The organism is Enterobacter cloacae complex sp. I3 (genome assembly GCF_014896175.1).
Classification (GTDB): Bacteria; Pseudomonadota; Gammaproteobacteria; order Enterobacterales; family Enterobacteriaceae; genus Enterobacter; species Enterobacter bugandensis.
On the sequence record NZ_JADBQZ010000010.1, the window covers coordinates 148,981 to 168,128 of the forward strand.

Consider the following 19,148-nt stretch of genomic DNA (forward strand, 5'->3'; position numbering starts at 1 on the left):
GTGAGTTTTTATGCATATTTTGTGATTATATTTTCACAATGAATGTGACATAAAATGGATGGGCATGACATGGCAACTGAACAACCAGCAATTACCCGCGCGACATTCGATGAAGTGATTCTGCCGATTTATGCACCGGCTGAATTTATCCCGGTGAAGGGGAAAGGCAGCCGCGTCTGGGATCAGCAGGGCAAGGAGTATGTGGATTTCGCGGGCGGTATTGCGGTCACGGCGCTGGGCCACTGCCATCCTGCGCTGGTGGACGCGCTGAAAACCCAGGGCGAAACCCTGTGGCACACCAGCAACGTGTTCACCAACGAACCTGCGCTGCGCCTGGGCCGCAAGATCATTGATGCCACGTTTGCCGAGCGCGTGCTGTTTATGAACTCCGGCACCGAAGCTAACGAAACCGCCTTTAAGCTGGCGCGCTACTACGCCACCACGCGCCACAGCCCGTACAAAACTAAAATCATCGCCTTCCATAACGCCTTCCACGGACGCTCTTTCTTTACCGTCTCCGTTGGCGGCCAGCCGAAGTATTCCGACGGCTTCGGTCCGAAACCAGCCGACATTATCCACGTGCCGTTTAACGATCTGCACGCGGTGAAAGCGGTGATGGACGACCACACCTGCGCAGTGGTGGTGGAGCCGATTCAGGGCGAAGGCGGCGTGACCGCGGCAACCCTGGAATTCCTGAAAGGGCTGCGCGAACTGTGCGACGAACATCAGGCGCTACTGGTGTTTGATGAAGTGCAGTGCGGGATGGGGCGTACCGGAGAGCTGTTTGCCTACATGCACTACGGCGTGACGCCGGATATTCTGACCAGCGCGAAAGCGCTCGGCGGCGGTTTTCCGGTGAGTGCGGTACTGACGACGCAGGAGATTGCCTCTGCGTTCCACGTCGGGTCTCACGGCTCGACCTATGGCGGTAACCCGCTGGCGAGCGCCGTGGCAGGTGCCGCGTTCGACATCATCAACACGCCAGAGGTGCTGAACGGCGTTAGCGCGAAGCGCGAGCTGTTTGTGAAGTACCTGAAGCAGATTGACGAGCAGTACGACGTGTTCAGCGAGATCCGCGGCATGGGGCTGCTGATTGGTGCGGAGCTTAAGCCGCAGTACAAAGGCCGCGCGCGCGATTTCCTGCACGCCGCTGCCCGCGAAGGGGTGATGGTGCTGAATGCCGGCCCGGACGTGATGCGCTTTGCGCCGTCGCTGGTGGTGGAAGATAAGGATATTGAAGACGGGTTAACCCGCTTTGCCGCGGCGGTCGAGAAGATCGTAAAAGACTAATACTCGGTTCGCTTTAACCGCCGCGTTAACCAAATGCCGTGATGCGGACGCTGACGCCATGCCACCGACGAAATGGTGTGCATGGTGTTCAGATGTCCCAGCACGCGCTGCAAATGCTGCTCCAGGGTGCTCATCGGGCCGTGGGTCAGCGTCTCCGGTGCCTCCAGAATGTTCGAATCCCCCGACTCGCCCGGCGCGTCATACTCCAGACGCTGCTGACAGCGCTGCAACGCAATTTCACACGACTGCAAATAGCGCTGCGCCAGATCCGGAGTCAGCATCGTGTGCTCGCGCGCCAGCGTGGTCATGGCGTTAATGTGCTCGACGATAAACTGGCTGTGCGTGACCCACAGCTTCATATCGGCAAGATAGTGTGAGTTAAAGCCCGGCTCCTGCATCGCCTGGTTGAGCGAGTTAAACAGGGCGTTGTGCGCCTGGTTGACCTTCATCCGCTGATACGCCAGCGGGGAGGGCTGCGGATCGTCGCTCAGGATCAGACGAATGGCCTGCTGATCGGCCTCCAGCGCGTCGTGGGCGTTCTGCCTCAGCAGCCCGCTCTGCCACTGCGGCCACAGCCAGACCATGCCGCCGAAGGCAATCAGGCAGCCGATCAGCGTGTCGATCAGGCGGGCAACGATGAACTGTTCGCCGTTAAGCGTCAGTAGCTGCAGGGTATATACCGCCGTCACCGTAAAGCCCACCATCGCCCAGCCGTAGTTTTTGCGAATGATTAGATAGCTTACCAGGGTGATCGCCAGCATGCCCGCCAGGGTATAGCCTTCGGGCACGTGAAAATGCAGCGTCACGCCCGCAATAATCAGCCCCGCCATCGTGCCGCCTGCCCGATGCAGAATACGCACCCGCGTGGCGCCGTAGCCGTTCTGGGTGACAAACAGCACGGTCATTAAGATCCAGTAGGGCTTCGGCAGATGCAGCGCCATGCCCATCAGGCTGGCGATACTGAGCATGACGCTAATCCTTGCAGCGTTGCGCAGAGCGGAAGATTTCAGAGACAGGTAGCTTCTCAGCGCCGGCAGCAGCGGCAGACGTTTCTGTTTATCCGCCATCAGGTCACGGGAATAAAGCGGGCGCTGGGTGCGCAGCACGCGGGCGATGCGGCTGAAGTGCCAGGCGGCAAACTGGCCGACCGGGTTATCCGAGTGCTGACGGGCGATTTTCTCCAGCGCGCCGAGCTGTTTGTCCATGTTAAAGCGCGTGGGGTAGCGGTGGTAGAGAATATCATCGGCCAGCACCCGCAGGCGCGCGGAGACGGTTTGTGCGTTCCAGCGGATCACCGCTTCGGCATGGCTGCGCTCAACCAGCTTTTGCACCTCCTGCGGGTGGTGAAGGCTAACGGAGATATGCTCCTGAAGATCCAGCCCCACCTGAAAGGTGCGCAACAGCCGTTTATATTCGTGGTTCTTGTTGGCGGCGAGCATATGCAGCTGCTGATAGCACTGGCTTATCAGATCTACCACCTTTTGCTGGCGCGTCAGCAGCGGCGGTAAGGATTTTTCCGGATCCGTATGCTGGGTGAGCAGGGTGTATTTGGCTTCACAGTAATCCGCAAGCTGCACGTAGAGCAGGCTCAGAGATTCGCGCAGCGGCTGCTCCCGCCACAGCCAGAACCAGAACCAGTTAAACAGCCCGTACCACAGCGTGCCGAGGGCGTAGATCAACAGCGGCTCCCACACGGGCATATTACCGGCGAGGCTCAGGGTGAAGATGGCCGCAATGAGTGACGCGGGAAGCAGACGGGCATGGAGCGAGCTGATTTCGGCGGTGACGCCGAGGGTCATCGCCAGCACGGTCAGGATCAGCGGCAGGGGAATATCGCGAGCCAGCAGAAGCTGCACCGCGAGGCTACAGCCAGCAAACAGCGAGCCGCCAATTATCAGACGTTTGAAAAAGCGTTTATGGGGCGTGTCCAGACCGGCAATGTTGCAGCAGGCGGGGACGAGAGAAAACAGCAGGCCCTGCTGAAGATGTCCCAGGATCAGGCCCACGGCCACGGGAAGACACAGCACCAGCGTTTGTCGTAGTGCGTAGTTAACTTCCGGGTGATAGATCAGCCTGCGCCACATGGGGAAAAGAGACAAAAACGGCGTGACACCTCGCGATGGCACGCCGTTTAGGCAGGATTAACGGGTTCCGTAAACCACGATGGTTTTACCGTGGGCGGAGATCAGGTTTTGATCTTCCAGCATTTTCAGAATACGGCCCACCGTTTCGCGGGAGCAACCGACGATCTGACCGATTTCCTGACGGGTAATTTTAATTTGCATGCCGTCCGGGTGGGTCATCGCGTCTGGCTGTTTCGCCAGGTTCAGCAGAGTCTGCGCAATACGGCCAGTCACGTCCAGGAAGGCGAGGTTACCCACTTTCTCTGACGTCACCTGCAGACGGCGCGCCATCTGGGAAGAAAGACGCATCAGGATGTCAGGGTTTACCTGAATCAACTGACGGAATTTCTTATAAGAAATTTCAGCCACTTCACATGCTGTCTTTGCACGAACCCAGGCGCTACGTTCCTGGCCTTCTTCAAACAGGCCCAGTTCACCGATAAAATCGCCCTGGTTCAGATAGGAAAGGATCATCTCTTTGCCTTCCTCATCTTTGATCAGCACTGCCACCGAGCCTTTGACGATGTAATACAACGTTTCCGCTTTTTCACCCTGGTGAATCAGCGTGCTCTTCGATGGGTACTTATGAATGTGGCAATGAGACAAGAACCATTCGAGAGTCGGGTCTGTTTGCGGTTTGCCAAGCACCATGCGCTGTTATCCTCTGTTATAAGCTGTCACCAGAGTCATCAGATGCATCCGGACTCTGGGGTTGCAATCGAATTCTTACCCATACCCTGGGAAGTCGGCTGTCGTAACGTTTCGCAGCCAGTAAAGTTTGATGTCCTCTGCATACATGTGTAACGTCAATGTATTACTGTAGCATCCTGAGTGTTTTAGCATAGCTTTTGCCGCGTGTCTCCTGGTGTCTCGCTTCAGCATGATGCAGGTCGCCTTCCATTGCGAGAAATGTAACGCACGCGTAATCTGTCACCAAAAATGCAACGTTGGAGTTAATGAATATGCAAGCGCGCGTGAAGTGGGTTGAAGGTTTAACGTTCCTGGGCGAGTCCGCATCAGGACACCAGATTTTGATGGATGGTAACTCCGGCGATAAAGCTCCAAGCCCAATGGAAATGGTGCTGATGGCGGCAGGCGGATGCAGCGCGATTGACGTGGTGTCGATTCTGCAAAAAGGTCGTCATGACGTGACGGATTGCGAGGTTAAACTCACCTCAGAGCGTCGCGAAGAGGCGCCACGCCTGTTCACCCACATTAATCTGCACTTTGTTGTCACCGGGAAAGAACTGAAAGACGCGGCGGTCTCACGCGCGGTGGATCTCTCTGCGGAGAAATACTGCTCTGTGGCGTTAATGCTGGAGAAAGCGGTAAAAATCACCCATTCGTATGAAGTGATCGAGGCTTAATTATTGGGGCATCGTGCGTGTTGATGCCCTCACCCTAACCCTCTCCCACGGGGAGAGGGAACATGTTCACGCGATCTGCTTCCCTTCCATCAGTCGCTCCACCAGCGGCGTCATGATCAGCTCCATTGCTAGCCCCATTTTTCCACCGGGAACCACTAACGTATTCATGTGGGAAATAAACGAGCCCTGCAGCATCGCCAGCAGCCAGGGGTAATCAATGCCTTCAAGATTGCGGAAGTGGATCACCACAAAGCTCTCATCCAGCGACGGGATGCTTTTCGCCGCGAACGGATTGGAAGTGTCCACCGTCGGCACGCGCTGGAAGTTAATGTGCGTGCGGGAGAACTGCGGCGTGAGATAGTTGATGTAATCTTCCATGGAGCGCACCACCGAGTCCATTACCGCCTCGCGCGAATGGCCGCGCTCGCTCATGTCGCGCGTCAGCTTCTGGATCCACTCCAGGTTAACGATCGGCACCACCCCGACCAGCAGATCCACATGGCGCGCCACGTCGTGCTGAGGTGTGACAACGCCGCCGTGCAATCCTTCATAAAACAGCACGTCGGTGGGTTCCGGCAGCGGTTGCCAGGGGGTAAAGGTGCCCGGCACCTGGTTCCAGGGTACGGCTTCGTCGTAGGTGTGCAGATACTTACGGGACTGCCCGGTACCGCTCTGACCGTATTCGCGGAAGGTTTGCTCCAGCAGGCCGAAATCATTGGCTTCCGGGCCAAAGTAGCTGATGTGTTTACCCAGATCGCGCGCCTTGCGGATCGCCATGTCCATCTCAGGCCGCGTATAGCGGTGAAAGCTGTCGCCTTCGACCTCCGCAGAACGGAGATTCAGCTGGGCGAAAATCTTGCGAAAAGCGAGGCTGGTGGTGGTGGTTCCCGCACCACTCGACCCCGTAACGGCAATAATGGGATGTCTGGCAGACATAGCAACTCCCTGACGGAAAAGGTTGGAAGATCAGCCGTGAAACGCGTTGCGGGGCATGATATTGACTGTCTCATGCAGTTCTGACCACACCAGCACCACGTCGCCGCTTTTCAGCTGGCGTTTTACATCGTTGACCTTTTGCTCAAGCGAACGCTCATGTTCACCATAATCGGTGCCTTCGCGTAATACAAAGCTTTCAATCAGATTATCGAGCGTTTCGGGAGCCAGATCCTGCCAGGGAATGATCATTTTGCACCATCCAGATAAGGAGTCAGCCAGTCAGGAATGCGCGCTTCCAGCCACATTTTCGGCCTGCGCAGCGTGCCGCCGATGAACCCCACGTGGCCACCATGTTCGGTCAGCTGGTAGTGAACGTTGTCAGGCAGGAATTCCTGCGCGGGAATAGAGTGATGATCCATGAACGGGTCATCTTTGGCGTGAATAATCAGCGTCGGCTGCGTGATTTTGCTGAGCAGCGGCATGGCGCTGCACTGTCGGTAATAGTCGATAGCATCGGCGAAGCCGTGAATTTTGGCGGTGATCAGATCGTCGAATTCGCGGATGCAGCGTACCTTTTTCAGCTGGCGCAGGCTTACCGGCAGGGTATCCGGATAGGCCTTCAGCTTTCGCGCCGCGTTGGCTTTCAGCAGGTTGAGCAGATAGCGCTGATAGACGCGAGAAAAGCCTTTTTCCATGTGGTAGCTGCACTGCTCCAGCATAAACGGTGCGGAGACAATCACTGCAGCATTCAGCGGTACGCTGTCGCCCTCTTTGGCCAGCAGACAGGCGAGCATATTACCGCCCAGCGAGTAGCCCACGGCGGCCGTTGGCGCGGCGCCATAATTTTCCCGCAGCCAGTGCAGAAACCACGTGCCATCTTCGGTTTCACCCGAGTGATAAATGCGTTTCTGACGATTCGGCTCGCCGCTACAGCCGCGAAAATGCATCACCACGCCGAGCCAGCCGCGCGCTTTGGCGGCCTCAATTAACCCATGCGCATACGGACTGTGCAGGCTGCCTTCTAAACCGTGAAAAACCACCAGACGCGGCTTATGAAGAGCCTGTTCCGGCGCTTCGCTCCAGGCGAGATCCAGAAAATCACCGTCCGGCAGATCGAGCCGTTGCCAGTGCGGAGTGAACTGGACCTTGCGGCGGATCAGCCGCGGCAGCATGGTCTGCAAATGGCAGTTGGCCACGCCGCGCATGGGCACGAACTCGGTGCTGTCTTCGGCTGTAATGTCGAAGTCTGATGGAATGATTTGGGTCATAAGGACGATGCTGATTCTTGTCAGAAATTCACTATACTTTCCGAATTGTACCCCGTTTAGCCTGGATTTCCGAACCAGAGATAGATTCCGTTCGCACAACGGGGTAAAAATTCAGTCTGCCTGCAGCATCGCTTCCAGCTGTTCCTGGGCATCCAGCCATGCCATTTCGCACTCTTCGAGGCTGGATTTAGCTTTCGCCTGCGTTTGCAGACAATCCGTTAGCTCCGCTTTACGGCTCTGATCGTACAGGTCGCTGTCGCCCAGCTTCTCTTCGACGGCGGCAAGCGTGGCGTTGAGCTTTTCCATCTCTTTTTCAAGACGGGCAATCTCTTTACGCAGCGGCTGGGTCTGGGTGCGCAGTTCCGCTTCGCGGCGCTTCTGGTCTTTACGCGACTGTGCGCTGTTGACGTTGTCTTTCGCTGACTCTTCCGGCTGGTTTTCCTGCTTTTGTACGTCCGTCAGCCACTGCTGGTAGTCTTCCAGATCGCCGTCGAACGGTTCGACTTTGCCGCCGTGTACCAGGTAGAGATCGTCGGTGGTGGAGCGGATCAGGTGGCGATCGTGCGACACGACAACCAGTGCGCCTTCGAACTCAATCAGCGCTTCGGTCAGCGCCTGACGCATGTCGAGATCCAGGTGGTTGGTCGGTTCATCGAGCAGCAGCAGGTTGGGTCTCTGCCAGACAATCAGCGCCAGCACCAGACGGGCTTTTTCGCCGCCCGAGAAACGCCCGGTGTTTTCGGTCACCTTATCGCCCTGGAAGCCGAAGCCGCCGAGGTAGTCGCGCAGTTTCTGCTCCATTTCCTGCGGCGCAAGACGCGCCAGATGCTGAATCGGGGATTCATCCGCGCGTAAAAATTCCAGCTGATGCTGGGCGAAATAGCCAAGCTTAATGCCCTTCGCCAGGCCGATTTCACCGCTGGTTGGGTTAAGCTCGCCCGCGAGCAGCTTAATTAACGTTGATTTACCGGCGCCGTTGCGCCCCAGCAGGCCAATGCGCGAACCCGGCACCAGGTTAAGCTTGATAGAGTCGAGGATGATGCGATCCCCATAACCCGCGCTGACCTTTTCCATCTTCAGAAGCGGGTTCGGCAGGCTTTCCGGCGCGCGGAAGCTGAAGTGGAACGGGTTATCCACGTGTGCCGGGGCGATCATCTCCATGCGTTCCAGCATTTTAATGCGGCTCTGGGCCTGCTTGGCTTTTGACGCTTTAGCTTTGAAGCGATCCACGAAGCTCTGCAGGTGCGCCACGCGCTGCTGTTGGCTTTCATACATCGACTGCTGCTGGGCAAGGCGCGTTGCGCGCTGGCGCTCGAAAGAGCTGTAGTTACCGGTGTACTCGAACATGGTTTGCTGTTCGATATGAATGATTTTATCCACCACCGGGTCGAGGAAGTCGCGGTCGTGGGAGATGAGAATCAGAGTGCCCTGATAGCTCTTGAGCCACTTCTCGAGCCAAATAACCGCATCGAGATCGAGGTGGTTGGTCGGTTCATCGAGCAGGAGCAGGTCTGAGCGGCAGATCAGCGCCTGCGCCAGGTTGAGGCGCATGCGCCAGCCGCCGGAGAAGTCGCTGACCGGGCGTTCAAGCTGTTCATTGCTGAAGCCCAGGCCGTGCAGCAGGCTGGAGGCGCGGGAGCGAATGGTCCACGCGTCGATGGCGTCCAGCTTGCCGTGAACGGTAGCGATGGCGTGACCGTCGTTGCGCTCGTTGGCCGCGTTGAGTTCCGCTTCGAGCTTACGGTATTCGCGATCGCCGTCGATAACATAGTCGAGCGCCGGTTCGCTCAGGGCTGGCGTCTCCTGGTTTACCCACGCGAGCTGCCAGTTCCCCGGGAAGGTAAAGTTACCACCATCCGCGCTAATCTCGTTTTTCAGCAGCGCCAGCAGGGTGGATTTACCGCAGCCGTTTTTGCCGACCAGACCCACTTTCTGGCCCGGGTTGATGGTAGCAGTGGCGTTATCCAGCAGGACGCGCACGCCGCGACGAATTTGTAACGAGGAGAAAACAATCATAGAAGCGCCGTATGTTCCGACTATGTTAATTTGTCATTATGATAATGTAAGGTGTGGGCCATTTTCCCCACCGGGCCGCCATGGTAGCCCAAAACGACAACAATACACAAAAACAGAACCGGGAGGGGAGTGATGTCTCAGACAGCGAAAGTGCTGCTGCTGTATGCCCATCCGGAATCTCAGGACTCGGTGGCGAACCGGGTGCTGCTTAAGCCGGCCACACAGCTCAGTAACGTCACGGTGCACGATCTCTACGCGCACTATCCTGATTTCTTTATCGATATTCCTTACGAGCAGGAACTGCTGCGTCAGCACGACGTGATTGTGTTCCAGCATCCGCTTTATACATACAGCTGTCCGGCGCTGCTGAAAGAGTGGCTGGACCGCGTGCTGAGCCGGGGCTTCTCCAGCGGGGTGGGGGGCAACCAGCTGGCGGGAAAGTACTGGCGCAGTGTGATCACCACCGGTGAACCCGAAAGCGCTTACCGTCACGACGGGCTGAACCGCTACCCCATGAGCGACATCCTGAGGCCATTCGAGCTGACGGCGGCCATGTGCCGCATGCACTGGATGAGCCCGATTATTGTTTACTGGGCGCGGCGTCAGGACCCGAAAGCGCTGGCAAGCCACGCCAGAGCCTACGGTGAATGGCTGGCATCACCGATTCCGGCAGGAGGTCGTTAATGGAAGGATCGAATTTACTCCTCGCCGGGGTGCTGTTTTTATTTGCCGCCGTCGTCGCGGTGCCGCTTGCCGCCCGTATCGGCATCGGGGCGGTGCTGGGGTATTTGCTCGCGGGGATCGCCATTGGCCCATGGGGACTGGGTTTCATCAGCGACGTGGATGAAATTCTCCACTTCTCGGAGCTCGGCGTGGTGTTCCTGATGTTCATCATCGGCCTCGAACTGAACCCCTCGAAGCTGTGGCAGCTTCGACGCTCTATCTTTGGCGTGGGCGCCGCGCAGGTGCTGTTTAGCGCCGCGATTCTGGCTGGCCTGTTAATGCTGACCAACTTTTCCTGGCAGGCGGCGGTGATTGGCGGGATTGGTCTCGCAATGTCGTCGACGGCGATGGCGCTGCAGCTGATGCGCGACAAGGGGATGAACCGCAATGAGGCCGGACAGCTGGGCTTTTCGGTGCTGTTGTTCCAGGATTTAGCGGTGATCCCGGCGCTGGCGCTGGTGCCGCTGCTGGCGGGCTCGGGCGACGATCACTTCGACTGGGCAAAAATTTCCATGAAGGTGCTGGCCTTCGCGGGCATGCTGATTGGCGGACGTTTCCTGCTACGTCCGGTGTTCCGCTTTATTGCCGCCTCGGGCGTGCGCGAGGTGTTTACCGCCGCTACGCTGCTGCTGGTGCTCGGCTCGGCGCTGTTTATGGACGCGCTGGGGCTGTCGATGGCGCTGGGCACCTTTATTGCCGGCGTGCTGCTGGCGGAGAGTGAATATCGGCACGAACTGGAAATTGCCATCGATCCCTTCAAAGGGCTGCTGTTAGGCCTGTTCTTTATTTCGGTGGGAATGGCGCTCAATCTTGGCGTGCTTTATACCCATCTGCTCTGGGTTGCGGTGAGTGTTGCGATCCTGGTGGCGGTGAAAATGCTGGTGCTGTACGTCATGGCGCGTATCTACGGGTTGCGCAGTTCGGAACGCATGCAGTTTGCCAGCGTGTTGAGCCAGGGTGGAGAGTTTGCGTTTGTGCTGTTCTCCACCGCCTCCTCCCAGAAGCTGTTTAAAGATGACCAGATGGCGCTGCTGCTGGTGACGGTAACGCTGTCGATGATGACCACGCCTCTGCTGATGAAGATGGTGGATAAACTCCTGTCGCGCCGCCTGAATCCGGCAGACAATGAAGATGAAGCGCCGTGGGTAGAAGACGATAAGCCGCAGGTGATCGTCGTGGGCTTCGGCCGCTTCGGGCAGGTGATTGGACGCCTGTTGATGGCGAACAAAATGCGCATTACGGTGCTGGAGCGCGATATCAGCGCGGTCAACCTGATGCGCAAATATGGCTACAAGGTCTATTACGGCGATGCCACTCAGCTTGAGCTTCTGCGCTCGGCTGGGGCGGAAGCCGCGGAGTCTATCGTCATTACCTGCAACGATCCGGAAGATACGATGAAGCTGGTGGAGCTATGTCAGCAGCACTTCCCGCACCTGAATATTCTGGCGCGTGCCCGGGGGCGTGTTGAAGCTCACGAATTGTTGCAGGCAGGTGTGAAACACTTCTCCCGTGAGACGTTCTCCAGTGCGCTGGAACTGGGGCGCAAGGCGTTAATCTCCTTGGGGATGCATCCTCACCAGGCGCAGCGCGCCCAGATGCACTTCCGCCGGTTGGATATGCGCATGCTGCGCGAATTAATGCCTGTACATAGCGATACGGCGCAGATCTCCCGCGTGCGGGAAGCGCGGCGCGAGCTGGAGGAGATCTTTCAGCGAGAGATGCAACAGGAACGACGCCAGCTCGACGGCTGGGATGAATTTGAATAAAAGGTAACGAAAGATGGCTGTACGTAAACGCTTTATCGCGGGTGCAAAGTGCCCGTCTTGCCAGGCTCAAGATACGCTGGCCATGTGGCGCGAAAATAATATTGATATAGTTGAGTGCGTTAAGTGCGGTCACCAGATGCGTGAGGCCGACAAAGAAGCGCGCGATCACGTTCGCAAAGAAGAGCAAGTGATCGGCATTTTTCATCCAGACTAGCGATATGCTCTGAGTTTTTTTAAGCTTAAGGGTACACGGGTGCAGATTTCCGCTACAATCTGCGCCAGCAATTTTCCCACGCTCAGGAGATATCATGAAAGTAGCAAAAGACCTGGTGGTCAGCCTGGCCTATCAGGTACGTACAGAAGACGGTGTGTTGGTTGATGAGTCTCCGGTGAGTGCGCCGCTGGACTACCTGCATGGTCACGGTTCCCTGATTTCCGGCCTGGAAACTGCGCTGGAAGGTCATGAAGTTGGCGATAAATTCGACGTTGCTGTAGGCGCGAACGACGCTTACGGTCAGTATGACGACAACCTGGTTCAGCGCGTTCCTAAAGACGTGTTCATGGGCGTTGACGAGCTGCAGGTTGGCATGCGCTTCCTGGCTGAAACTGACCAGGGTCCGGTTCCTGTTGAAATCACTGAAGTTGAAGACGACCACGTCGTGGTTGACGGCAACCACATGCTGGCTGGCCAGAACCTGAAGTTCAACGTAGAAGTTGTTGCGATCCGTGAAGCGACCGAAGAAGAGCTGGCCCATGGCCACGTTCACGGTGCGCATGGTCACGACCATGATCACGATCACGGCCACGACGGCTGCTGCGGTGGTCACGGCCACGACCATGGTCATGACCACGGCCACGGTAAAGGTGGTTGCGGCAACGGCGGCTGCGGTTGCCACTAATTCCGTCATGCGGAAAATAAAAAAGCGGGATAATCCCGCTTTTTTTACGCCTCAATAATGAGGTGGTGGCGTCTCTTCCGACTGAGAGGCAATATTTGACGGCTGCGTCGCCTTCAGCTTTTCCGTCAGCAGGCGCATATGATCCCGCAGTTTCGCCATTTCGAGTTCGTGCGCGGTCACGGTCTGGTTAAGCTCTTCGATGGTGATGTCCTGAAAAGCCAGGCGGCTTTCCAGCTCAGCCATTCTCGCTTCTATCATTGTGTCCTTCATCATTCACCTCGTTTATATCTGATACGCCATATTGGCCCAGCGGCGGCGCAGTTTAACTGAGTTTATCCTTAAGTGCAGTCTCTATCCCGTTGGCAAGAAACTTATTTAAACAAAAATAGTCTGAAAAGTGGCGAGAATTGGAAGTGTCTGTCTGTAGATTTCTTCCGCAACGTTTTATAGTACGTCACTCATTTACGTTTAACGCTGGGGTGAGAGTCCCCAGGCCCTGGAGATATGGATGAAATCACTGTTTAAAGTAACGCTGCTGGCGACGACGATGGCTGTTGCACTGAACGCGCCGCTGTCATTCGCTGCTGATACTGCTGCGAAGCCTGCTGCCACTGCAGACAGCAAAGCGGCGTTCAAAAATGACGACCAGAAATCCGCCTACGCACTGGGCGCATCTCTGGGCCGCTACATGGAAAACTCTCTGAAAGAACAAGAGAAACTGGGCATCAAACTGGACAAAGCCCAGCTGATCGCGGGTGTTCAGGACGCCTTTGCTGATAAGAGCAAACTGTCTGACCAGGAAATCGAACAGACTCTGCAGGCGTTCGAAGCGCGCGTGAAGGGTGCCGCTCAGACCAAGATGGAAGCGGACGCTAAAGACAACGAAGCGAAAGGCAAAGCCTACCGCGACACCTTTGCTAAAGAGAAGAGTGTGAAAACCTCTTCTACTGGTCTGGTGTACAAAGTTGAGAAAGAAGGTACCGGTGATGCGCCTAAAGACAGCGACACCGTTGTGGTGAACTACAAAGGTACGCTGATCGACGGTAAAGAGTTCGACAACTCTTACACCCGTGGTGAACCTCTTTCCTTCCGTCTTGACGGTGTGATCCCTGGCTGGACTGAAGGCCTGAAAAACATCAAAAAAGGCGGCAAAATCAAGCTGGTTATCCCACCGGATCTGGCCTATGGCAAAACTGGCGTCCCGGGTATCCCGGCTAACTCCACGCTGGTCTTCGACGTAGAGCTGCTGGACATCAAACCAGCGCCGAAAGCGGATGCGAAACCGGAAGCGCAGGCAGATCAGAAAGCTGCGACAGACGTTAAGAAGTAATGTGATGCAAACCGCCGCCTTTTAAGGCGGCGGTTTTTTATTGTGGGGCAGATATAATTAACACTGGAAAGCGTTAGGCACGCTGTATTAATTTAGTTGTCCGTGTAGATAATGAGCCTGCCCTGAAAACCTAACGACAGGCTCCTGAAAAGGAGTGTTTTTTTCATGTCCAGGTCGCTTTTAACCAACGAAACCAGTGAACTTGATTTGCTGGATCAACGTCCTTTTGACCAGACCGACTTCGATATTCTGAAATCCTATGAAGCGGTAGTGGACGGGTTAGCGATGCTCATTGGTTCCCACTGCGAAATCGTATTGCACTCCCTGCAAGATCTGAAGTGTTCCGCCATCCGCATTGCTAATGGTGAGCATACCGGCCGTAAAATTGGTTCGCCAATTACCGACCTTGCATTGCGTATGTTGCATGACATGACCGGCGCGGACAGCAGCGTCTCAAAATGTTATTTCACCCGCGCCAAAAGCGGCGTGCTGATGAAATCAGAAACCATCGCGATTCGAAATCGCGAGCATCGTGTGATTGGGCTGCTGTGCATCAACATGAACCTTGATGTGCCATTCTCGCAGATCATGAGCACCTTTATTCCGCCAGAAACGCCAGACGTTGGCTCTTCTGTTAACTTTGCCTCCTCCGTTGAAGATCTCGTCACGCAGACGCTTGAGTTCACCATTGAAGAGGTCAATGCTGACCGCAACGTATCGAACAACGCCAAGAATCGCCAGATCGTACTCAATCTCTACGAGAAAGGGATTTTCGACATTAAAGATGCCATCAACCAGGTGGCCGATCGTCTGAACATCTCCAAGCATACAGTTTACCTCTACATCCGTCAGTTCAAAAGCGGCGATTTCGTGGGGCAGGATAAGTAATGCGTTTTGCATTAATGGTGACGGGCCCGGCGTATGGGACTCAACAGGCCAGCAGCGCGCTGCAGTTTGCGCATGCGCTGCTGGCGGCCGGACACGAACTGGCGAGCGTCTTCTTCTATCGGGAAGGGGTGTATAACGCGAACCAGTTTACGTCGCCGGCGAGCGACGAGTTTGATCTGGTCCGCGCCTGGCAGGCGTTAAATGAAAAGCAGGGCGTTGAGCTGCATATCTGCGTGGCGGCGGCGCTGCGTCGCGGCGTGACGGATGCAGCCGAAGCCGAGCGCCTGGGATTATCAGGCGCTAACCTGCAGCCTGGTTTTACGTTGAGTGGTCTGGGCGCATTGGCTCAGGCGGCGTTAACCTGCGACAGAGTGGTGCAATTCTGATGAAGCGTGTGGCATTTGTTTTTACTTCTGCGCCGCATGGCAGCACCTCTGGCCGCGAAGGCCTGGATGCGCTTCTTGCGACATCGGCGTTAACAGAAGATATCGGTGTCTTCTTTCTGGGGGACGGCGTGCTTCAGCTTCTGGCGGGCCAACAGCCGCAGGCCATTCTGGCGCGCGACTACATCGCCACCTTCAAAGTGCTGCCGCTTTACGATATCGAAACCTGCTATGTCTGTGCCGACTCTTTAACGGCGCGCGGTTTAAGCGATCAGACGCCTTTTGTGCTGGATGTTACGACCTTACCTGCCGCAGCACTGCGTGAACAACTATCCCACTACGACACCATTCTGACTTTCTGAGGCTTCCATGCTCCATATTCTCAGCCATTCACCATGGCAATGTGATATCGACACGCTGTTGAGCATGCTGTGCGAAGGTGACGATCTGCTGCTGATTCAGGATGGCGTGCTCGCTGCACTTGAAGGTGGACGTTTCGTTGAAATTCTCACGAATGCCCCCATAACGGTCTCTGCGCTGAAGGACGATCTGGATGCGCGGGGTCTTTCTGGTCAAATTTCAGCCAAAATTGACGTGGTTGGCTATACTGATTTCGTCAATCTTACTGTGACGCACGCCAGTCAAATGAACTGGTGATTTGAGATCGCTGTATATTTCTTGACACCTTTTCGACGTAGCCCTAAAATTTCGCGTCCTCATATTGTATGAGGTCGTTTTATTACGTGTTTACGAAGCAAAAGCTAAAACCAGGAGCTATTTAATGGCAACAGTTAACCAGCTGGTACGCAAACCACGTGCACGCAAAGTTGCAAAAAGCAACGTGCCTGCGCTGGAAGCCTGCCCGCAGAAACGTGGCGTATGTACTCGTGTATATACCACCACTCCTAAAAAACCAAACTCCGCACTGCGTAAAGTATGCCGTGTGCGTTTGACTAACGGTTTCGAAGTGACTTCCTACATCGGTGGTGAAGGTCACAACCTGCAGGAGCACTCCGTGATCCTGATCCGTGGCGGTCGTGTTAAAGACCTTCCGGGTGTTCGTTACCACACCGTTCGTGGTGCGCTGGACTGCTCAGGTGTTAAAGACCGTAAGCAGGCTCGCTCCAAGTACGGCGTGAAGCGTCCTAAGGCTTAATGGTTCTCCGTTAAGTAAGGCCAAACTGATTTATCTTAATGTCAAACTAAACTCGTAGAGTTTTGGACAATCCTGAATTAACAACGGAGTATTCCCATGCCACGTCGTCGCGTCATTGGTCAGCGTAAAATTCTTCCAGATCCGAAGTTCGGATCAGAACTGCTGGCAAAATTTGTAAATATCCTGATGGTAGATGGTAAAAAATCTACTGCAGAAGCAATCGTATACAGCGCGCTGGAGACCCTGGCTCAGCGTTCTGGTAAAAATGAACTGGAAGCTTTCGAAGTCGCTCTCGACAACGTTCGCCCAACTGTAGAAGTTAAGTCCCGCCGCGTTGGTGGTTCTACTTATCAGGTTCCAGTTGAAGTTCGTCCGGTTCGTCGTAATGCCCTGGCAATGCGTTGGATCGTTGAAGCTGCTCGTAAACGCGGTGATAAATCCATGGCTCTGCGTCTGGCGAACGAACTTTCTGATGCTGCAGAAAACAAAGGTACTGCAGTTAAGAAACGTGAAGACGTTCACCGTATGGCAGAAGCCAACAAGGCGTTCGCACACTACCGTTGGTAATCCCTTCGGAGTATTAGTCACCAGGCGGGCGCTTCAGAGAAGCTGCCCGCTCTGGGTAACTTAACTGAACGCCTAAAGAAACAAACGAGGAATCAAATGGCTCGTACAACACCCATCGCACGCTACCGTAACATCGGTATCAGTGCGCACATCGACGCCGGTAAGACCACTACTACCGAACGTATTCTGTTCTACACCGGTGTAAACCATAAAATCGGTGAAGTTCATGACGGCGCAGCCACCATGGACTGGATGGAACAGGAGCAGGAGCGTGGTATTACCATCACCTCCGCAGCGACTACTGCATTCTGGTCAGGTATGGCTAAGCAGTACGAACCGCATCGCGTAAACATCATCGACACCCCGGGCCACGTTGACTTCACCATCGAAGTAGAACGTTCCATGCGTGTTCTTGACGGCGCGGTAATGGTTTATTGCGCAGTTGGTGGTGTTCAGCCACAGTCTGAAACCGTATGGCGTCAGGCGAACAAATATAAAGTTCCACGCATCGCGTTCGTTAACAAAATGGACCGTATGGGTGCTAACTTCCTGAAAGTTGTTGGCCAGATCAAAACCCGTCTGGGCGCGAACCCTGTTCCGCTGCAGCTGGCAATTGGTGCTGAAGAAGGCTTCACCGGCGTTATCGATCTGGTGAAAATGAAAGCCATCAACTGGAACGATGCAGACCAGGGCGTTACCTTCGAATACGAAGATATCCCGGCTGAGATGCAGGACCTGGCTGACGAATGGCACCAGAACCTGATCGAATCCGCTGCTGAAGCTTCTGAAGAGCTGATGGAGAAATACCTGGGTGGTGAAGAACTGTCTGAAGAAGAGATCAAAAAAGCTCTGCGTCAGCGCGTTCTGAACAACGAAATCATCCTGGTAACCTGTGGTTCTGCGTTCAAGAACAAAGGTGTTCAGGCGATGCTGGATGCGGTAGTTGACTACCTGCCATCCCCGGTTGACGTTCCTGCGATCAACGGCATCCTGGACGACGGTAAAGATACTCCGGCTGAGCGTCACGCAAGTGATGACGAGCCGTTCTCTGCACTGGCGTTCAAAATTGCTACCGACCCATTCGTGGGTAACCTGACCTTCTTCCGCGTTTACTCTGGTGTGGTTAACTCTGGTGACACCATCCTGAACTCCGTGAAAGCGGCGCGTGAACGTTTTGGCCGTATCGTACAGATGCACGCTAACAAACGTGAAGAGATCAAAGAAGTTCGTGCGGGCGACATCGCTGCAGCTATCGGTCTGAAAGACGTGACCACTGGTGACACCCTGTGTGACCCGGATCACCCGATCATTCTGGAGCGTATGGAATTCCCTGAGCCGGTAATCTCCATCGCGGTTGAACCAAAAACCAAAGCTGACCAGGAAAAAATGGGTCTGGCTCTGGGCCGTCTGGCGAAAGAAGACCCATCATTCCGCGTATGGACTGATGAAGAATCTAACCAGACCATCATCGCTGGTATGGGTGAACTGCACCTGGACATCATCGTTGACCGTATGAAGCGTGAATTCAACGTTGAAGCGAACGTGGGTAAACCTCAGGTTGCTTACCGCGAAGCGATTCGCGCGAAAGTTACCGATGTTGAAGGTAAACACGCTAAGCAGTCTGGTGGTCGCGGTCAGTACGGTCACGTTGTGATCGACATGTACCCACTGGAGCCGGGCTCTAACCCGAAAGGTTACGAGTTCATCAACGACATCAAAGGTGGTGTAATTCCTGGCGAATACATCCCAGCCGTTGATAAAGGCATCCAGGAACAGCTGAAAGCGGGCCCTCTGGCTGGCTATCCGGTTGTTGACATGGGTATCCGTCTGCACTTCGGTTCTTACCACGACGTTGACTCCTCTGAACTGGCGTTTAAACTGGCTGCGTCTATTGCCTTTAAAGAAGGCTTTAAGAAAGCAAAACCAGTTCTGCTTGAGCCAATCATGAAGGTTGAAGTAGAAACTCCTGAAGAGAACACCGGTGACGTTATCGGTGACTTGAGCCGTCGTCGCGGTATGCTGCGTGGTCAGGAATCCGAAGTAACTGGCGTTAAGATCCACGCTGAAGTTCCGCTGTCTGAAATGTTCGGATATGCAACTCAGCTGCGTTCTCTGACCAAAGGTCGTGCATCATACACCATGGAATTCCTGAAGTATGATGATGCGCCTAACAACGTTGCTCAGGCCGTTATTGAAGCCCGTGGTAAGTAATCCACAGGATTAAAACCTAAGTCCCGTGCTCTCTCCAGAGGGGAGAGCACTATAGTAAGGAATATAGCCGTGTCTAAAGAAAAATTTGAACGTACAAAACCGCACGTCAACGTTGGTACTATCGGCCACGTTGACCATGGTAAAACTACCCTGACCGCTGCAATCACTACCGTTCTGGCTAAAACCTACGGTGGTTCTGCTCGTGCATTCGACCAGATCGATAAC

Annotated in this window: 22 protein-coding genes; 15 read left to right on the forward strand and 7 right to left on the reverse strand. The window is 55.1% G+C overall.

What is annotated here, in order from left to right; all coding sequences use genetic code 11:
* Positions 1 to 69: 69 nt before the first annotated feature.
* Positions 70 to 1,290, forward strand: a complete 1,221-nt coding sequence (locus IM271_RS09955) for an aspartate aminotransferase family protein (protein WP_193052527.1) — start codon at positions 70 to 72, stop codon at positions 1,288 to 1,290.
* On the opposite strand, the gene IM271_RS09960 is transcribed toward IM271_RS09955, so the two are convergent.
* Both IM271_RS09960 and crp read right to left on the reverse strand, forming a co-directional pair.
* Entirely contained in the window at positions 1,287 to 3,374 is a 2,088-nt protein-coding gene (locus IM271_RS09960) for a YccS/YhfK family putative transporter (protein ID WP_193052532.1), read from the reverse strand. The two genes, IM271_RS09955 and IM271_RS09960, sit on opposite strands and share 4 nt — an antisense overlap.
* Positions 3,375 to 3,431: 57 nt before the next feature.
* Positions 3,432 to 4,064, reverse strand: coding sequence for a cAMP-activated global transcriptional regulator CRP (gene crp, locus IM271_RS09965; RefSeq protein WP_000242758.1), 633 nt, complete (start codon positions 4,062 to 4,064; stop codon positions 3,432 to 3,434).
* A gap of 311 nt (positions 4,065 to 4,375) precedes the next feature.
* Here crp and IM271_RS09970 point away from each other — a divergent pair, with 311 nt between their 5' ends.
* Positions 4,376 to 4,780, forward strand: a complete 405-nt coding sequence (locus tag IM271_RS09970) for an OsmC family protein (protein ID WP_008503018.1) — start codon at positions 4,376 to 4,378, stop codon at positions 4,778 to 4,780.
* A 66-nt stretch (positions 4,781 to 4,846) separates the two neighbouring features.
* Here the strand turns inward: IM271_RS09970 and IM271_RS09975 are convergent, their stop codons facing one another.
* From IM271_RS09975 to IM271_RS09990, 4 genes are all read right to left on the reverse strand, one after another.
* Positions 4,847 to 5,716 (reverse strand): phosphoribulokinase, encoded by an 870-nt coding sequence (locus IM271_RS09975; RefSeq protein WP_028014646.1) that lies wholly within the window; start codon positions 5,714 to 5,716, stop codon positions 4,847 to 4,849.
* 30 nt (positions 5,717 to 5,746) lie between these two features.
* Positions 5,747 to 5,965 (reverse strand): YheU family protein, encoded by a 219-nt coding sequence (locus IM271_RS09980; protein ID WP_013099053.1) that lies wholly within the window; start codon positions 5,963 to 5,965, stop codon positions 5,747 to 5,749.
* Positions 5,962 to 6,984, reverse strand: a complete 1,023-nt coding sequence (locus IM271_RS09985) for a hydrolase (protein ID WP_063155645.1) — start codon at positions 6,982 to 6,984, stop codon at positions 5,962 to 5,964. Before IM271_RS09985 ends, IM271_RS09980 begins: the two co-directional genes overlap by 4 nt.
* Before the next feature lie 111 nt (positions 6,985 to 7,095).
* Positions 7,096 to 9,000 carry an ABC transporter ATP-binding protein gene (locus tag IM271_RS09990; RefSeq protein ID WP_126300763.1) on the reverse strand — a complete coding sequence of 635 codons (1,905 nt, stop codon included), beginning with the start codon at positions 8,998 to 9,000 and terminating at the stop codon, positions 7,096 to 7,098.
* A gap of 132 nt (positions 9,001 to 9,132) precedes the next feature.
* On the opposite strand from IM271_RS09990, the gene kefG reads away from it, so the two are divergent.
* The 4 genes from kefG to slyD all read left to right on the forward strand — a co-directional run bounded on the left by kefG (position 9,133) and on the right by slyD (position 12,388).
* The gene (kefG, locus tag IM271_RS09995; protein WP_006812200.1) at positions 9,133 to 9,684 is read left to right on the forward strand and encodes a glutathione-regulated potassium-efflux system ancillary protein KefG; all 552 of its coding nucleotides are present in this window, start codon (positions 9,133 to 9,135) and stop codon (positions 9,682 to 9,684) included.
* Positions 9,684 to 11,489: a glutathione-regulated potassium-efflux system protein KefB gene (kefB, locus tag IM271_RS10000; protein ID WP_193052528.1), complete on the forward strand. Its 1,806-nt coding sequence runs from the start codon at positions 9,684 to 9,686 to the stop codon at positions 11,487 to 11,489. The genes kefG and kefB overlap by 1 nt, the downstream gene beginning before the upstream one ends.
* A 13-nt stretch (positions 11,490 to 11,502) precedes the next feature.
* Positions 11,503 to 11,703 carry a YheV family putative zinc ribbon protein gene (locus IM271_RS10005; protein ID WP_003861689.1) on the forward strand — a complete coding sequence of 67 codons (201 nt, stop codon included), beginning with the start codon at positions 11,503 to 11,505 and terminating at the stop codon, positions 11,701 to 11,703.
* A 94-nt stretch (positions 11,704 to 11,797) separates the two neighbouring features.
* Positions 11,798 to 12,388 (forward strand): peptidylprolyl isomerase, encoded by a 591-nt coding sequence (gene slyD, locus IM271_RS10010; protein WP_003861691.1) that lies wholly within the window; start codon positions 11,798 to 11,800, stop codon positions 12,386 to 12,388.
* A 51-nt stretch (positions 12,389 to 12,439) separates the two neighbouring features.
* Here the strand turns inward: slyD and IM271_RS10015 are convergent, their stop codons facing one another.
* Entirely contained in the window at positions 12,440 to 12,658 is a 219-nt protein-coding gene (locus IM271_RS10015; protein ID WP_028014642.1) for a protein SlyX, read from the reverse strand.
* Between the two features lie 238 nt (positions 12,659 to 12,896).
* Between IM271_RS10015 and fkpA the strand changes: the two genes are divergently transcribed.
* The 9 genes from fkpA to IM271_RS10060 all read left to right on the forward strand — a co-directional run.
* Positions 12,897 to 13,718: an FKBP-type peptidyl-prolyl cis-trans isomerase gene (gene fkpA, locus IM271_RS10020; RefSeq protein WP_193052529.1), complete on the forward strand. Its 822-nt coding sequence runs from the start codon at positions 12,897 to 12,899 to the stop codon at positions 13,716 to 13,718.
* A 165-nt stretch (positions 13,719 to 13,883) separates the two neighbouring features.
* A complete protein-coding gene (locus IM271_RS10025) occupies positions 13,884 to 14,606 on the forward strand; it encodes a transcriptional regulator (RefSeq protein WP_014885489.1) in 723 nt (240 codons plus the stop codon).
* Complete coding sequence (tusD, locus tag IM271_RS10030; protein WP_126345927.1) at positions 14,606 to 14,992, forward strand: sulfurtransferase complex subunit TusD; 387 nt, start codon at positions 14,606 to 14,608, stop codon at positions 14,990 to 14,992. The genes IM271_RS10025 and tusD overlap by 1 nt, the downstream gene beginning before the upstream one ends.
* Positions 14,992 to 15,351: a sulfurtransferase complex subunit TusC gene (tusC, locus tag IM271_RS10035; protein WP_063438501.1), complete on the forward strand. Its 360-nt coding sequence runs from the start codon at positions 14,992 to 14,994 to the stop codon at positions 15,349 to 15,351. Before tusD ends, tusC begins: the two co-directional genes overlap by 1 nt.
* Before the next feature lie 7 nt (positions 15,352 to 15,358).
* Complete coding sequence (gene tusB, locus IM271_RS10040; protein WP_063438502.1) at positions 15,359 to 15,646, forward strand: sulfurtransferase complex subunit TusB; 288 nt, start codon at positions 15,359 to 15,361, stop codon at positions 15,644 to 15,646.
* A gap of 124 nt (positions 15,647 to 15,770) precedes the next feature.
* Positions 15,771 to 16,145 (forward strand): 30S ribosomal protein S12, encoded by a 375-nt coding sequence (gene rpsL / locus IM271_RS10045; RefSeq protein ID WP_000246815.1) that lies wholly within the window; start codon positions 15,771 to 15,773, stop codon positions 16,143 to 16,145.
* 96 nt (positions 16,146 to 16,241) lie between these two features.
* Entirely contained in the window at positions 16,242 to 16,712 is a 471-nt protein-coding gene (rpsG, locus tag IM271_RS10050) for a 30S ribosomal protein S7 (RefSeq protein ID WP_003861706.1), read from the forward strand.
* 96 nt (positions 16,713 to 16,808) lie between these two features.
* The gene (gene fusA, locus IM271_RS10055; protein WP_028014637.1) at positions 16,809 to 18,923 is read left to right on the forward strand and encodes an elongation factor G; all 2,115 of its coding nucleotides are present in this window, start codon (positions 16,809 to 16,811) and stop codon (positions 18,921 to 18,923) included.
* Positions 18,924 to 18,992: 69 nt separating this feature from the next.
* The coding region (locus tag IM271_RS10060; RefSeq protein ID WP_227537769.1) for a GTP-binding protein at positions 18,993 to 19,148 on the forward strand (156 nt) is incomplete at its 3' end.

Coding starts and splice junctions, on each gene's coding strand:
- IM271_RS09955 (WP_193052527.1), top strand. CDS start 70: ATGGCAACTGAACAACCAGCAATTACCCGCGCGACATTCGATGAAGTG.
- IM271_RS09960 (WP_193052532.1), bottom strand. CDS start 3,374: ATGTGGCGCAGGCTGATCTATCACCCGGAAGTTAACTACGCACTACGA.
- crp (WP_000242758.1), bottom strand. CDS start 4,064: ATGGTGCTTGGCAAACCGCAAACAGACCCGACTCTCGAATGGTTCTTG.
- IM271_RS09970 (WP_008503018.1), top strand. CDS start 4,376: ATGCAAGCGCGCGTGAAGTGGGTTGAAGGTTTAACGTTCCTGGGCGAG.
- IM271_RS09975 (WP_028014646.1), bottom strand. CDS start 5,716: ATGTCTGCCAGACATCCCATTATTGCCGTTACGGGGTCGAGTGGTGCG.
- IM271_RS09980 (WP_013099053.1), bottom strand. CDS start 5,965: ATGATCATTCCCTGGCAGGATCTGGCTCCCGAAACGCTCGATAATCTG.
- IM271_RS09985 (WP_063155645.1), bottom strand. CDS start 6,984: ATGACCCAAATCATTCCATCAGACTTCGACATTACAGCCGAAGACAGC.
- IM271_RS09990 (WP_126300763.1), bottom strand. CDS start 9,000: ATGATTGTTTTCTCCTCGTTACAAATTCGTCGCGGCGTGCGCGTCCTG.
- kefG (WP_006812200.1), top strand. CDS start 9,133: ATGTCTCAGACAGCGAAAGTGCTGCTGCTGTATGCCCATCCGGAATCT.
- kefB (WP_193052528.1), top strand. CDS start 9,684: ATGGAAGGATCGAATTTACTCCTCGCCGGGGTGCTGTTTTTATTTGCC.
- IM271_RS10005 (WP_003861689.1), top strand. CDS start 11,503: ATGGCTGTACGTAAACGCTTTATCGCGGGTGCAAAGTGCCCGTCTTGC.
- slyD (WP_003861691.1), top strand. CDS start 11,798: ATGAAAGTAGCAAAAGACCTGGTGGTCAGCCTGGCCTATCAGGTACGT.
- IM271_RS10015 (WP_028014642.1), bottom strand. CDS start 12,658: ATGAAGGACACAATGATAGAAGCGAGAATGGCTGAGCTGGAAAGCCGC.
- fkpA (WP_193052529.1), top strand. CDS start 12,897: ATGAAATCACTGTTTAAAGTAACGCTGCTGGCGACGACGATGGCTGTT.
- IM271_RS10025 (WP_014885489.1), top strand. CDS start 13,884: ATGTCCAGGTCGCTTTTAACCAACGAAACCAGTGAACTTGATTTGCTG.
- tusD (WP_126345927.1), top strand. CDS start 14,606: ATGCGTTTTGCATTAATGGTGACGGGCCCGGCGTATGGGACTCAACAG.
- tusC (WP_063438501.1), top strand. CDS start 14,992: ATGAAGCGTGTGGCATTTGTTTTTACTTCTGCGCCGCATGGCAGCACC.
- tusB (WP_063438502.1), top strand. CDS start 15,359: ATGCTCCATATTCTCAGCCATTCACCATGGCAATGTGATATCGACACG.
- rpsL (WP_000246815.1), top strand. CDS start 15,771: ATGGCAACAGTTAACCAGCTGGTACGCAAACCACGTGCACGCAAAGTT.
- rpsG (WP_003861706.1), top strand. CDS start 16,242: ATGCCACGTCGTCGCGTCATTGGTCAGCGTAAAATTCTTCCAGATCCG.
- fusA (WP_028014637.1), top strand. CDS start 16,809: ATGGCTCGTACAACACCCATCGCACGCTACCGTAACATCGGTATCAGT.